Origin of the sequence: Vibrio sp. SCSIO 43133 (assembly GCF_023716845.1) — a bacterium.
In the GTDB taxonomy this organism is placed as follows: domain Bacteria; phylum Pseudomonadota; class Gammaproteobacteria; order Enterobacterales; family Vibrionaceae; genus Vibrio; species Vibrio mediterranei.
The window spans coordinates 1,465,913-1,478,423 of the sequence record NZ_CP068024.1; the positions used below are offsets into that span (position 1 = coordinate 1,465,913).

Annotated in this window: 13 protein-coding genes; 5 read left to right on the forward strand and 8 right to left on the reverse strand. The window is 44.3% G+C overall.

Features of this window, described 5'->3' with window-relative positions:
- Positions 1-221: 221 nt before the first annotated feature.
- From JKJ11_RS07060 to JKJ11_RS07070, 3 genes are all read right to left on the reverse strand, one after another.
- Positions 222-467: a hypothetical protein gene (locus JKJ11_RS07060; RefSeq protein WP_038222115.1), complete on the reverse strand. Its 246-nt coding sequence runs from the start codon at positions 465-467 to the stop codon at positions 222-224.
- Positions 468-607: 140 nt separating this feature from the next.
- A complete protein-coding gene (locus JKJ11_RS07065) occupies positions 608-1,027 on the reverse strand; it encodes a hypothetical protein (protein WP_006070585.1) in 420 nt (139 codons plus the stop codon).
- A gap of 456 nt (positions 1,028-1,483) precedes the next feature.
- The gene (locus JKJ11_RS07070) at positions 1,484-2,695 is read right to left on the reverse strand and encodes an MFS transporter (RefSeq protein ID WP_252038966.1); all 1,212 of its coding nucleotides are present in this window, start codon (positions 2,693-2,695) and stop codon (positions 1,484-1,486) included.
- Between the two features lie 104 nt (positions 2,696-2,799).
- Between JKJ11_RS07070 and JKJ11_RS07075 the strand changes: the two genes are divergently transcribed.
- The gene (locus JKJ11_RS07075; protein WP_252038967.1) at positions 2,800-3,669 is read left to right on the forward strand and encodes a LysR family transcriptional regulator; all 870 of its coding nucleotides are present in this window, start codon (positions 2,800-2,802) and stop codon (positions 3,667-3,669) included.
- On the opposite strand, the gene JKJ11_RS07080 is transcribed toward JKJ11_RS07075, so the two are convergent.
- From JKJ11_RS07080 to JKJ11_RS07090, 3 genes are all read right to left on the reverse strand, one after another.
- The gene (locus tag JKJ11_RS07080; RefSeq protein WP_252038968.1) at positions 3,653-4,375 is read right to left on the reverse strand and encodes a hypothetical protein; all 723 of its coding nucleotides are present in this window, start codon (positions 4,373-4,375) and stop codon (positions 3,653-3,655) included. The genes JKJ11_RS07075 and JKJ11_RS07080 overlap by 17 nt on opposite strands.
- Positions 4,376-4,423: 48 nt before the next feature.
- The gene (locus JKJ11_RS07085; protein WP_006070589.1) at positions 4,424-4,654 is read right to left on the reverse strand and encodes a glutaredoxin family protein; all 231 of its coding nucleotides are present in this window, start codon (positions 4,652-4,654) and stop codon (positions 4,424-4,426) included.
- A 141-nt stretch (positions 4,655-4,795) separates the two neighbouring features.
- A complete protein-coding gene (locus tag JKJ11_RS07090; protein ID WP_252038969.1) occupies positions 4,796-5,689 on the reverse strand; it encodes a DMT family transporter in 894 nt (297 codons plus the stop codon).
- A gap of 117 nt (positions 5,690-5,806) precedes the next feature.
- Between JKJ11_RS07090 and JKJ11_RS07095 the strand changes: the two genes are divergently transcribed.
- Complete coding sequence (locus JKJ11_RS07095) at positions 5,807-6,289, forward strand: MarR family winged helix-turn-helix transcriptional regulator (protein WP_006070592.1); 483 nt, start codon at positions 5,807-5,809, stop codon at positions 6,287-6,289.
- Positions 6,290-6,323: 34 nt separating this feature from the next.
- Here JKJ11_RS07095 and JKJ11_RS07100 read toward each other — a convergent pair whose 3' ends face one another.
- Positions 6,324-6,761 (reverse strand): GlcG/HbpS family heme-binding protein, encoded by a 438-nt coding sequence (locus JKJ11_RS07100; RefSeq protein ID WP_006070593.1) that lies wholly within the window; start codon positions 6,759-6,761, stop codon positions 6,324-6,326.
- Between the two features lie 102 nt (positions 6,762-6,863).
- Entirely contained in the window at positions 6,864-8,462 is a 1,599-nt protein-coding gene (aceB, locus tag JKJ11_RS07105; RefSeq protein ID WP_503060918.1) for a malate synthase A, read from the reverse strand.
- A 330-nt stretch (positions 8,463-8,792) separates the two neighbouring features.
- Between aceB and gcl the strand changes: the two genes are divergently transcribed.
- Genes gcl through JKJ11_RS07120 form a run of 3 tightly spaced genes read left to right on the forward strand, consistent with a single transcriptional unit; the run spans position 8,793 to position 12,295 of the window.
- On the forward strand, positions 8,793-10,586 hold the full coding sequence (gene gcl, locus JKJ11_RS07110; RefSeq protein ID WP_252038971.1) for a glyoxylate carboligase: 1,794 nt from the start codon (positions 8,793-8,795) through the stop codon (positions 10,584-10,586).
- Positions 10,587-10,596: 10 nt separating this feature from the next.
- Positions 10,597-11,373: a hydroxypyruvate isomerase gene (gene hyi, locus JKJ11_RS07115; RefSeq protein ID WP_038228368.1), complete on the forward strand. Its 777-nt coding sequence runs from the start codon at positions 10,597-10,599 to the stop codon at positions 11,371-11,373.
- 22 nt (positions 11,374-11,395) lie between these two features.
- Positions 11,396-12,295, forward strand: coding sequence for a 2-hydroxy-3-oxopropionate reductase (locus tag JKJ11_RS07120; RefSeq protein ID WP_200874587.1), 900 nt, complete (start codon positions 11,396-11,398; stop codon positions 12,293-12,295).
- Positions 12,296-12,511: the final 216 nt, after the last annotated feature.

Sequence of the window (12,511 nt, forward strand, 5' to 3'; positions counted from 1 at the left end):
AAAGGAGAAAGCAGAGCCACATCATCGCAATGGCCAGACGCTCAACACAGTCAGTAGTGCAGACCTTGAGTAGGGTCTTTGTGAGCGGGTGGTCTAAAAACTTAACTATACGCGCCATATCAACAAGCATTGAGCAAGTAATACGTTGTCGTTGCGACAGCGCAGGCAGAAAATAAAAGTAGGATGAGAGCGAGCGTTTCTTTATCCATCTTCTTATGCCGCTACTGACTAAAAAGTAGCGCTTTTGAGAAAAAACGAGTGAAACCGCATTTATCGCAACAGAGATGTACATATTCAATGTTGCCCATCGTCACCGTATAGATAGTATCTGGTAGAGCCGAAATATTGGAATAGCGACTATTGATCTTTGGTGTTCGCCAATATTCAGAGCCACATTGAGAACAGACAGATTCGACTTTCTTTTCTTTCAAACGGTCATATAGTTCATTTATTGTTAGTGTGTTCATAACTAATACCTAGATGTTCTTTTGAGAGAAAAATAAGATAGTAGATCTCGTATTAGCCAATTGTTAACTAAACATAACGAGAAAAAAGAGAATACTTGAATATTGTTATTGGTCATGTTTGGTTTCTTCATTATTGATGTTCATAGATCTTTTGCACATCTAACATCTTTCAAGGTTCTTATCGTCGGTTCCATTACGGGAATTTGCCTTTTGCGAAAGACCTTGCGATGTTTAATTACTTCAGTGATAGATTGGTGTTGAGAGATATTCCCGGTATAGATGACCTTAATGTCATGACACAAGAACCAACCACCGATAAAATCGCCGCTTAGCCTTGTCAGCAGCTTATGCGACGAGGCTTTCTTACTTCGTCCAACATGCCCTCCAAATGACATCAAATCACCGTTAGATACGACACACCAATACACTTTGCTCACTTTTCGGTTTATGAATAGTGTCCCGTCGGGGAAAAGAGGTGGGGCGTTCTCACCCAATAAGTTCTCTATATCAGGGTTGGTAAGAATTTGGAAAGGTTTGCGTTGTGCTGTAGCGCGTCCCATTGTTTACCTCTCATAAAATCTTCGTTTTATGTTAATTTTGATTATATAGGCTGACATGGTTTGTTGATTAATTAACTATTTTTACTGTTATTGTGATTATATTATTAAACGATTTTTAACTTATTTGGCTAATGGTTTTAATAGTCCTTGTTATACATGGCCTTCAATTGGGCGATCTTGTGATTTCATATTTTAAAAAGAACCCTCTAACAATTTTTCATGGAAGTTTGTTAGAGGGCTAATACACGGATTCGTGTAGAATGTTAGCATTAATATTAACGGTGTAGTTCGTTAATAACTCTGTGAGTTGTTGGATAGCCACAAAGTAAATAAACCTTAAACAATTAGTTAAGGTTTGTAACGAGAAAAGTTATTAACGTTATTTGTTACTTACATTAATATTGATTACCGTTGGTTAGTATGTGCCCAATGGTAAAGGAAAGTTTAGGAGAGGATTTAGCGAGAGTCTGCGACAAGTGCCGTAGTTTGCTCTGCTCGATCTAGCTTGGAAAGTTTCCAACATAATGCAAACAGGACAAGGTATAAGGCTAATCCACCTTCAACCACAGAAGTCCATTTACCGTGTTGCCAACAATACAGTAAGAAGAAACCTCCAATACTTCCGCCGACGTAATAATGCACAAGATAAAGTGCGGTAGCCGTTGCTTTGGCGGTAGTCGCTTTCTGACTTACCCATGCGTATGCCAATGTATGAGTAAAAAACGCGCCGCCGCTGATGAGAAGTAGCCCGACCAACATAGCAGGAATGCTCTCTATTATTGCGACTAGCATACCGAGTAAGCTGAGTGTCGTGCCTAGCGCCATTCCAAGAATTGGCGAGAAGTGAGCGCGCCATTTGCCCGTCCATTTGGAAGAAACCGTACCCGCTAAGTAGCAAAGGAAGATCAGCGCAGATAACGTGACTGGTAGATTGTGCGGATCCGCCACCAATCTAAATCCCATCACAGAGTAGAGATTGACGAAGAGCGCAAAGTTAATACCGCCGATGATCATTGCAACCCAAACTATCGGTGTAGAAAGATGAGTTAACAGGGCTCGGTTGTGGTGAAAGAAAAGGCCACGCGTCGGTTTGAAATGTTGCTGCTTCGGCAATAGCAAGGCGACAATGATGACGCAAACTAATGTAAAACTGGAGATAATTAGCACCGCGGTATGCCAATCAAAGTAGCCTGTGAGTATACCGCCAGCAACACGCCCTGCAATACCACCTAGTGAGTTGGCAGCGATATAGCCGCCGATAGCTCGAGTAAAGGCTTCACTGGATAATTCCTCTACCATATAGGCGACGGCTACTGAGGCAAATGCTGCTAAGGATACTCCCATACAAGCTCGCAGAAACACGAGTGTCGATAAGTTATCGGTTAACAACATCAAATAACCGATAACAGGAATCGCAAATAAACCTGCGAGCATAACGAACCGTCGGCCTAAGCTCTCCGAAGTAATAGCCCAAGGTACTAGGCATATCGACAGCCCTAGCGTAGAAGCAGCGAACACCCAGTTTATTTCAGTTTCAGAGACTGAAAAGTGTATAGCAAGCTGCGGTAGGATTGGTTGGAAGATATATAGATTACAAAATACCAAAAAGGAGCCGAGGGCTAATGCCCAAGTTATCTGTTGGTATTGTTTCGTATGCAGCTCTATCACAACCTGATTCTCTATAACTAAACGATGCTTATGTGACCAAGTTAGCATTCAAATATGGATTAATGAAATATATTAAAGCTATAACTTCGATATATTTTGTTAATATGGATATTAAACAACTTAAGCACTTTCTTGCCGTCGTAGAACACCAAAACTTTACCCGAGCAGCCCAAGCGGTGGCCATTGCTCAGCCTGCACTGAGCATTTCTATCAAGAAGTTTGAGCAGCAGCTCGGTGTACAGCTTTTTTCTCGCGTCGATAAACAAGTTATGTTGACACAGGAAGGTCGAGTATTACTGCCTCATGCTCAGAAGGTTCTGCGCCAAATTGATGATGCCAGCCTAGCCATTGATGAGATGAAAGGGTTATTAAAGGGCGAAGTTCGTTTGGGGACACCAAGTATGATGGGGTCCTATTTTTTTCCAGAAATAGTCATGGCATTTAAGAGTGCCTATCCCAATCTCAAAATGACGGTTATTGAGGCAGGGACACAAGACATCAGAAAGATGTTACTCCATGGGGATATCGACCTCGGTGTTATTCGCAATACGGACGTGCCCGGTGATCTAGAAGTCGACCAGATCTTTCGCTCTGAAATGGTCGCGGTAGTCAGTCAAAACCACCCATTTGCAAATAAACAATCATTAGATTTTGACGAGTTTTTCGATGAAGAACTGGTGATGTTTAAACCTGGATATTTCCACCGCGACTTTATTGATGAGGAGTGTGAACGCCGTAATATCGAAGCGAAGTTCTCGTTTGAAACTAATCTTCTCCCAATGATTCTATCTATAGTAAAGCGTGAGTTTGCTATTACGGCATTATTGGAGTTGGTCACAGGGCATGAACCAGAACTTAAGGGGTTGTCGTTTGAGCCGCCAGTATTCGTCGACCTTGCTCTAGCTTGGCGTAAAGATGGGTACTTATCGCGCGCTGATAGGACTTTTATAGACTTTGTTAAGAAGCATCTTTGATGCAAGTACTCGAAGTAGGTAGCCGAGTGAGCACTTGCCCGATAGACGTTGCGGAATAAACAGAATGGCTTATGTCTTGTTGTTTGTTGGTGACCATACCAATCAAAGCCATATTCACACCTATTTGGACGTAAATAGGTGTGCCAGAAAACACCTGAGTCATATCACTGCATTGACTTATGGTCATGTTGCTCAGATTAGATGAGTCAACAAAACAGGTTTCAATGGCAAGTGCTGCACGAGCTTGATCATAAACCAACAATTGAATCGGCTCGTTCTCCCATTGAACGGTAGAGGCGTCGACAAGAGCGGCGATATCCTGATGACAGCCTAGCTGAGAACCCACTTCAAGAATGGCCCAGTCATCTCGCGCAGTCATCTTTTCGACGTTCTGGTGATCGGTCTTTACTGAAGTCGCGTGAGCAAAGTCATAACGTTCATCTTGGCCAAATAGCGCGGTTAGCCGAATATCTCTAAGTGGGTAGAAACTGCGAGAGGTATAATCGTAGATACAATGAGCCGGTGTGATTAACGTTTGGTTGGCAATTTGGGTGGCGAAACAAGTGTGTATCGGCGAAGGCTGACTGCCAATATGAACTAAATACAGTCGTTGATTAATGATCCTCGCTTCATCCAAGACTTCTAAGCTGTCCGCATGGCTGAAAGCGGTAACGAATCCAATTAAAAATGTCCACCAATTGTTCATATTATACTGCCTCTCGACATTGACAGAAGCAGTATAGGAAATGAAGGATTAATTGCTTTTGTACATACGTTCGAAATTCTTCGGGTTCCAACCTACCATATATTGGTCACCAATTTTCAGTACAGGAAGAGAACGAGCTCCAATCGCATCTAACTCTTTGCGACCACGCTGCATTTTTGCATTGGTCAGGCGGTATTTATAACCCTTGCTGTCCAAATAACGCTGAGCATCTTTACAGTGAGGGCATTTGTCTGAGACATACAGTACTAATCGTTTCACAAGGATTCTCTTTTGGTAAAAACAGCCGCCTATAGTACGGTTCTGACTATGTTTGTAAAGTGTTAGCCTCGGAAACAACAATGCTCGGTAGAAGCTGCCGAGCATTGTATTAAACGCTTTTGGGAAAACGGTATCTTGTAATTATCGGTTGGCTAGTCGCGTCACACGATGCTGTTTTATCGCCATGATCATTTGTGGAATCAGTGAGGTTATTATCATACCCATCATCAGAATGTATTGAGTATGCGTGAACGACTCACCAAGTAGCATTAGGCCACAAACAATGCCTGCTATTGGGTTTGCGATACCGCCGAAAGTGAAATCTACCACAGTCATCCGCTGTAACAGCCATACGTACATGCCGTAACTTAGTGCGGTATTGAGACCAACGACCCAACTTAAACCAAACAGGTTTCGACCATCAAAGTTCTCGATGACCGAGACATAAGTTTCCGGTGCAATTGCGGCGTGAAAGCCAGAAGCAATCGCTAAGATTGCGCCGCCTAAGATTAGCTGCCAAGTTAATATTGTCCACCAGTGAATTCTAGTGCCCAATGACTTAGTGATACTACTACCCGCGACAATACACATAATCGCTGCAAGCATTGCGCCTAAACCTATTGGGTTAAGGCTGATTGAACCTGGCGAAAACAGGAAAAAAGCCAGTGATACCAGTGCTAGACCACTCAATGCTTGTGACCAGCTTGGACGGTGTTTTTTTACCAGCCATTGATATAACATTGCGAAAACAGGCACCGAAACCATACCTACGCCTGAAATGGCAGACGGCAAGGTTTGCGCCATCACAAATATCAAACCAAAGAAGGTAGCGATGTTGATAAGACCAAGCGTTAGTAATACTTGCCATTCACCTTTTTTAGGTAAAGCTGGCTTAACCAGCAGTAATAATAAACCTGCTGGTAGCGCTCGCAGAGCCCCTAACAAAATCGGCGGCCAGTCTGGTAGCGTAAATTTGGTTACGGCATAAGTTGTACCCCAGAAAAAGGCGGGGATCATTGCCAGAAGTATGTTCATTTAATTTATCTTTACGTTAAGATATTTGCGCACACTCTAACGACAAATTGGCTGCCTGTAAAGTATCTTTATGTTAAACTAATTTTTCTTGATGATTAACCAGTGGATGAATAAGACATGGATGCGATTGATCGCGTAGTAGAGCAGTGGGCAAAACAGAAGCCTGAGCTGGACACAGAACCTATGGCCATGATGGGGCGGCTAATGCGCATTGCCAAATATATGGAAACCAAAGTTGCGGATTTACATAAAAAATACGACTTAAAACTTGGTGAATTTGATGTCTTGGCAACCTTGCGACGTAGTGGTAAGCCTTATCGTTTAACACCGTCAGAGCTAATTAACACGATGATGCTTACGTCAGGAGCGATGACCAATAGATTGGATAAGCTGGAGTCCAAAGGATTAATTTCGAGAGAGCACAGCAAAGCGGACCGTCGAAGCGTTACGGTGCAATTGACGCAAGATGGTTTAGTGCTGATTGATAAAATGATCGAAGAACACGTCGAAGTGCAAGATGGATTGGTGAAATCTCTTTCGGCTTCTCAGAAAAAGCAGGCAAATCAGTTGTTTAAAACCTGGTTAAGCCAATATGAATAAGCATTAAGGCCCTAATTCGTTAGGGCCTTATACGTTAAGCGGCTACCTCATCGCTGTATAAGTTGGCACAGTTAATCCCTTGAATAGCGCAGCGCTCATCAATATCAGAGAGATCGCCACTCACACCAATAGCGCCAATCACGTTTTTCTCTTCGTCTCGAATAAGCAGTCCGCCCGGAACGGGAACCATGTTACCGTGGGCAAGTACGTTAACCGCGGAGATAAATGCAGGACGAGAATCAGCGTCTTGCGCTAGTTTTCGGGAGGAACAACCTAGCGCCAATGCGCCCCATGCTTTGGCAATTGCAATGTCAGGTCGCATCATGCTAGACCCATCTTGTCGCTGCAAAGAAATCAGTTTTCCTCCATTATCAAGAACGGCAACAGTCAAAGGCGCACAGTCGTCAGACAGTCCAGCTTCAAATGTGCCATCAATAATGGTCAGTGCTTGTTGTAGAGTTAAACTTCCCATGTTATCTCCTCGTCTCATAGCTTGCGCTATTCGTACCTGCTGCCTTAAGCACTTATTCGGATTAAGTCAGCAGGATTTAGGCGTACTTTGCCAACAGTTTGGTTAAAGTAACGAATAGCTTGGAAGGGTCAGGAAGTTAGCGAACTGTTTTGCTGTAGAAAGCTCATAAAAAAGGTCAGCTGTTTCATCAAAGCGTCCTGCAGCATAACGTGCATCGCCAACTTCCTGTTTAATCGTTTTTAGCTCTTGGTAGAGCCAAGTGTGAAAGAGTGATGATGTAAATACTTGGCCATCATCCAGAGTGACACCGTGGTGGATCCACTGCCAAATGTTGGCACGAGAGATCTCAGCCGTTGCGGCATCCTCCATCAGTCCATAAATTGGTACGCAACCGTGCCCCTGTATCCATGCTTCAATGTAGTAGAGAGCAATACGAATATTCTTGCGCACACCCGCTTCATCACGCGTACCTTCGCAAGGTTTTAATAGCGTCTCGGCAGTAATGTCTTCCGATGGACTAACATAATCAAGTTGATTTGTTTTCCCCTGAAGCTGCTCGTCAAACACCGACATCGCAAGATCAACCAATGCAGGGTGCGCGACCCACGTGCCGTCGTGACCGTTATTCGACTCGCGTTTTTTATCTTCAATGACTTTCGCTGTTACACGTTCCATTTCTTCAGGATCTTTTGCCGGAATGAAGGCAGACATCCCGCCCATCGCAAGTGCACCACGTGCATGACAGGTTTTAACCAGTAATTGGCTGTAGGCGTTTAGGAACTCTTGGTCCATACCGATGCCGTGTCGGTCTGGTAAAATTCGGTCTTTGTGGTTCTTCAACGTCTTAATGTAGCTGAATATATAGTCCCATCGACCACAGTTCATGGCCACAATGTGGTCCTTCATTGCATACAACATCTCTTCCATTTGGAATACAGCAGGTAGTGTTTCGATAAGCACGGTCGCTCGAATTGTTCCTGTTGGTACCCCGAAGTAGCGTTCAGTAAAGGCAAATACGTCATCCCACCATTTCGCTTCTTCCATGCTTTCCAACTTTGGAATGTAGTAATAAACACCTAAGCCTTTGTCTGCACGAGACTGATAGTTGTGGAAGAAATACAACGCAAAATCCATTAAGCACCCGCCAATCGGCTGGCCCTGATATTGAATAGATTTTTCTGGTAAATGAAGTCCGCGAGGTCGAGCAATTAATAGTGCTGGATCACTATTCAATGAGTATTGCTTGTCTTTGGTGTCGTCGTAATAACTGATGGTTCCAAGGTTGGCGTCGCGTAAGTTGATCTGTCCCTCCACCATGTTTTTCCAGGTCGGGGAGGAAGCATCCTCAAAGCAACACATAAATACTTTTGCGCCGGAGTTCAGCGCATTAATGACCATCTTTCTATCAACAGGTCCGGTAATTTCAACGCGACGATCTAATAGCGGAGCTGGTGGCGGGCTAACCTTCCAACTCTTGTCATCTCTTATTGATTTGGTGTCCTTGCGAAAATCTGGTAGCTCGCCCGCATCAAAGGCGGCTTGTTTGGTTTCACGGTCTTGTAGCAGTTGAGTGCGTCTACTGCCAAAGTGCGCAACTAACGTTTCTAGGAAGGTTAGGGCGTCGGAATTTAGGATCGCTTGATAAGCTGTGGACTGGGTATCTCCAATTACCTTAAGACAATCTGCTTGTGCTGCGTCCATAACTTCATTAAGTGCCATTGTTCGTCTCCTTTAAACAATACTTTCTTATTTTGTATACAAAACTGTATCCGTGTATTTACTTATATTGGAAAACAAACAAATGATCAAAGGGTATTTAACATTAATTTATCATCGAATTTTCCTGAAAATATTTTTACGTAAAGATATTTTATATAAAGCATTATCTGTTAGGAACTACGGCGTAAGTGGTCACTTAGTGCTTTAACTCTATGTTGCAAAAATGTTGATTTTGGGGTTGCGATTCTCTGGATATGGTTCATAGTACACAATATGGATTTGAATTGTATACAATCTGAGAGGGATATTAGAATGGCGAAAATGAAGGCAATTGAAGCAGCTGTAGCCGTACTAAAGAAAGAGGGAGTAGACATTGCGTTTGGTGTTCCGGGCGCAGCAATCAACCCCATGTATGCGGCGATGAAACACCTAGGTGGTATTGACCATGTGTTAGCCCGCCACGTTGAAGGCGCATCACACATGGCAGAAGGCTACACACGAACTAGCCAAGGTAATATTGGTGTTTGTATTGGTACATCGGGACCTGCTGGAACGGATATGATCACGGGACTCTATTCTGCATCGGCGGACTCGATTCCGATTCTATGTATTACTGGGCAAGCCCCTCGAGCAAGACTGCATAAAGAAGATTTTCAGGCGGTAGATATAGAATCTATTGCCAAACCAGTAACAAAGTGGGCGACCACAGTACTAGAGCCCGCTCAAGTGCCACGCGCATTTCAAAAAGCATTTCATTTAATGCGTTCAGGTAGGCCTGGCCCGGTTCTTATCGATTTGCCACTAGACGTACAGCTAGCCGAAATCGAATTTGATATCGATACCTACGAGCCACTTGCGGCATACAAACCAACCGCAACTCGCGAGCAGGCAGAAAAAGCATTTGATATGCTGTGTGCTGCCGAAAAACCGGTCATTGTTTCAGGTGGAGGTGTTATCAACGCAGGGGCATCAGAACTGCTACAACAGTTTGCGGAACTGACTGGCGTGCCAGTGATTCCAACGTTGATGGGTTGGGGTACTATCCCTGATGATCACGAGTTGATGGCAGGTATGGTGGGTCTTCAGACGGCACATCGCTACGGTAACGAAACGCTTTTGAACTCTGATTTTGTATTCGGTATTGGTAACCGCTTTGCTAACCGTCACACCGGTTCATTGGATGTGTATACCGAAGGCCGCAAGTTTGTCCACGTAGACATTGAGCCGACTCAAATTGGGCGCGTATTCTGCCCGGATCTTGGTATTGTGTCGGATGCCAAATCTGCATTGGAGCTATTAGTCGATGTTGCTCGCGAACGTTCATCAAAAGGTACTTTACCTAATCGTGCGTCTTGGGTTGGTGAATGCCAGCAGCGCAAATCCAGTATGTTGCGTAAAACGCACTTCACGGAAACGCCAATTAAACCAATGCGTGTTTATGAAGAGATGAACAAAGCATTTGGTCGTGAGACTTGTTACGTCAGCACGATTGGTCTATCGCAAATCGCGGCGGCTCAGTTCCTTCATGTATACAAGCCACGCCATTGGATTAACTGTGGTCAAGCGGGTCCTTTAGGCTGGACTGCTCCCGCTGCGCTGGGTGTGAAAGCCGCGGATCCAAACCGTGATGTTGTCGCAATATCAGGTGACTATGACTTCCAATTTATGATTGAAGAGTTAGCTGTGGGTGCGCAGTTTAATCTTCCGTATATCCACGTAGTCGTTAACAACTCGTATCTTGGCCTAATTCGTCAGGCACAACGTCAGTTTGACATCGATTATTGCGTGCAGCTTGCGTTCGACAATCAGAACTCTCCAGAACTTGAAGGGTATGGTGTTGACCATGTGAAAGTGGTGGAAGGGTTAGGCTGTAAAGCGATTCGTGTAACACAGCCAGAAGACATCCAAGATGCGTTCGTTCAGGCAAGAGAGCTGATGGCGAAACACAAGGTCCCTGTTGTGGTTGAAATCATTCTAGAGCGTGTCACTAACATCTCAATGGGTGTCGAAATCAACGCTATCAATGAATTTGAACCACTAGCTGAAAATGCAACGGATGCACCAACTGCACTGTCGTCACTAGATTCGTCAAACTCACAGTCTTAAGGAGAAAATTATGCCAAAATTCGCAGCTAACCTATCGATGCTGTTTAATGAAGTTGACTTTCTGAGTCGATTTGAAAAAGCGGCTAATGCAGGGTTTCACGGAGTAGAGTATCTGTTTCCTTACGATTTCACAGCAGAAACTATTAAGTCGGTGTTGGATGACAATAATCTAGAGCAGGTTTTGTTTAACCTTCCTGCTGGTGACTGGAATGCGGGAGATCGTGGTATTGCGGTCGACCCAAGTCGCATCGAAGAGTTCCAACAAGGGGTGAGCCAAGCGATAAGCTACGCCCAGACTTTGGGCTGTAAGCAAATCAACTGCTTGGCAGGCATTGTTCCGGCAAGTGTGACTGAGCAAGACGCGAGAACGACGTTCGTAATCAACCTTCGTTATGCTGCTCAGCAACTGGAAGCGGCAGGCATCAAGTTGGTGATTGAAGCGATTAATACACGTGATATTCCAGGCTTCTTCTTGAACACCACAGAACAAGCGAAATCCATTATTGAAGAAGTCGGTAGTGCGAACCTATCGGTTCAATACGACATATATCACATGCAAATTATGGAAGGCGACTTAATTCCGACCATCACCAATAACTTATCGCAAATTTCTCACATTCAATTGGCTGACAACCCGGGGCGTCATGAGCCAGGTACCGGAGAAATCAATTATGACTTTGTATTGAGAGAACTTGACGCAATGGGCTACCAAGGTTGGGTGGGCTGTGAATACAAGCCGAAGACGACCACTGAAGAAGGTCTTTCTTGGTTAAACGCTTTTCAATAATTCGATACGTTAAGGAGAACACATCATGAAAATTGCATTCATCGGTACCGGAATTATGGGTCAGCCAATGGCTAAAAACCTGCAAGCGGCAGGTTACGAATTGGTATTGTCGGATCACTTCAATGCTCCACCGGCTGAACTGGTTACTCGCGGCGCAACAGTATGTCACTCACCGAAAGAAGCGACTGAGCTCGCTGACGTTATCATTCTAATGGTGCCAAATACACCACAAGTTGAAGACGTATTGTTCGGAGCAAGCGGAGTGGAAGAGGGGTTAGCGGCAAGCACGTCTCAAAAGTTAGTGATTGATATGAGTTCAATTTCGCCAATCGCGACTAAGTCATTTGCTAAACGCATTAAAGAAAGTGGTGCACAGTATCTAGATGCTCCGGTGTCAGGTGGTGAAGTGGGTGCTGTTAATGCAACACTGAGCATTATGGTAGGCGGCGACCAAGAAGCATTTGATCAAGCTCGCCCACTGTTTGAGAAACTAGGCAAAAACATCACGCTTGTTGGTGATAGTGGCGCAGGCCAAACATGTAAAGTCGCTAACCAAATCATTGTTGCACTTAATATTGAGGCAGTGTCGGAAGCCCTTGTTTTTGCATCGAAAGCCGGTGCGGATCCAGCACGTGTGAGACAGGCGCTATTGGGAGGCTTTGCAAGTTCTAAGATTTTAGAAGTGCATGGCGAGCGTATGGTAGAAGGCACATTTGACCCTGGCTTTAAGATTGCGCTTCACCAAAAAGATCTAAACCTTGCGCTAACTGGAGCTCAAGAACTTGAAGTCGCGTTACCCAACACTGAAAACGCGCAAGCACTGTTTGGTGAGTGTGCCGACTTAGGTGGTGAAAACTGGGACCACTCTGCACTAATTAAAGCAATAGAGGCTCGCTCTAATCATTCAATCCGTAACGAATAATGATTACTTAGGGCCATGATTTCCGCATAAATCGCGTAGTTTTGTCTCCTTTTATACGCGTTCCCGAAATCGTGCAGGCAGTTATTGGAGTTAAAGGGCTTCTAACTTCAACATTAACAGGCGCTGTTTGTATCGGTTTTGGGATTTTTTACCTCTCAGTATTCCCCATAAGTTTTGGACTTATTCTTTGTTTTCATTAAGATTAACTAAGTAGCA

Excerpts from the sequence above, each read along its gene's own strand:
- JKJ11_RS07060 (WP_038222115.1), bottom strand. The coding sequence starts at position 467 with ATGAACACACTAACAATAAATGAACTATATGACCGTTTGAAAGAAAAG.
- JKJ11_RS07065 (WP_006070585.1), bottom strand. The coding sequence starts at position 1,027 with ATGGGACGCGCTACAGCACAACGCAAACCTTTCCAAATTCTTACCAAC.
- JKJ11_RS07075 (WP_252038967.1), top strand. The coding sequence starts at position 2,800 with ATGGATATTAAACAACTTAAGCACTTTCTTGCCGTCGTAGAACACCAA.
- JKJ11_RS07080 (WP_252038968.1), bottom strand. The coding sequence starts at position 4,375 with ATGAACAATTGGTGGACATTTTTAATTGGATTCGTTACCGCTTTCAGC.
- JKJ11_RS07090 (WP_252038969.1), bottom strand. The coding sequence starts at position 5,689 with ATGAACATACTTCTGGCAATGATCCCCGCCTTTTTCTGGGGTACAACT.
- JKJ11_RS07095 (WP_006070592.1), top strand. The coding sequence starts at position 5,807 with ATGGATGCGATTGATCGCGTAGTAGAGCAGTGGGCAAAACAGAAGCCT.
- JKJ11_RS07100 (WP_006070593.1), bottom strand. The coding sequence starts at position 6,761 with ATGGGAAGTTTAACTCTACAACAAGCACTGACCATTATTGATGGCACA.
- aceB (WP_503060918.1), bottom strand. The coding sequence starts at position 8,462 with ATGGACGCAGCACAAGCAGATTGTCTTAAGGTAATTGGAGATACCCAG.
- gcl (WP_252038971.1), top strand. The coding sequence starts at position 8,793 with ATGGCGAAAATGAAGGCAATTGAAGCAGCTGTAGCCGTACTAAAGAAA.
- hyi (WP_038228368.1), top strand. The coding sequence starts at position 10,597 with ATGCCAAAATTCGCAGCTAACCTATCGATGCTGTTTAATGAAGTTGAC.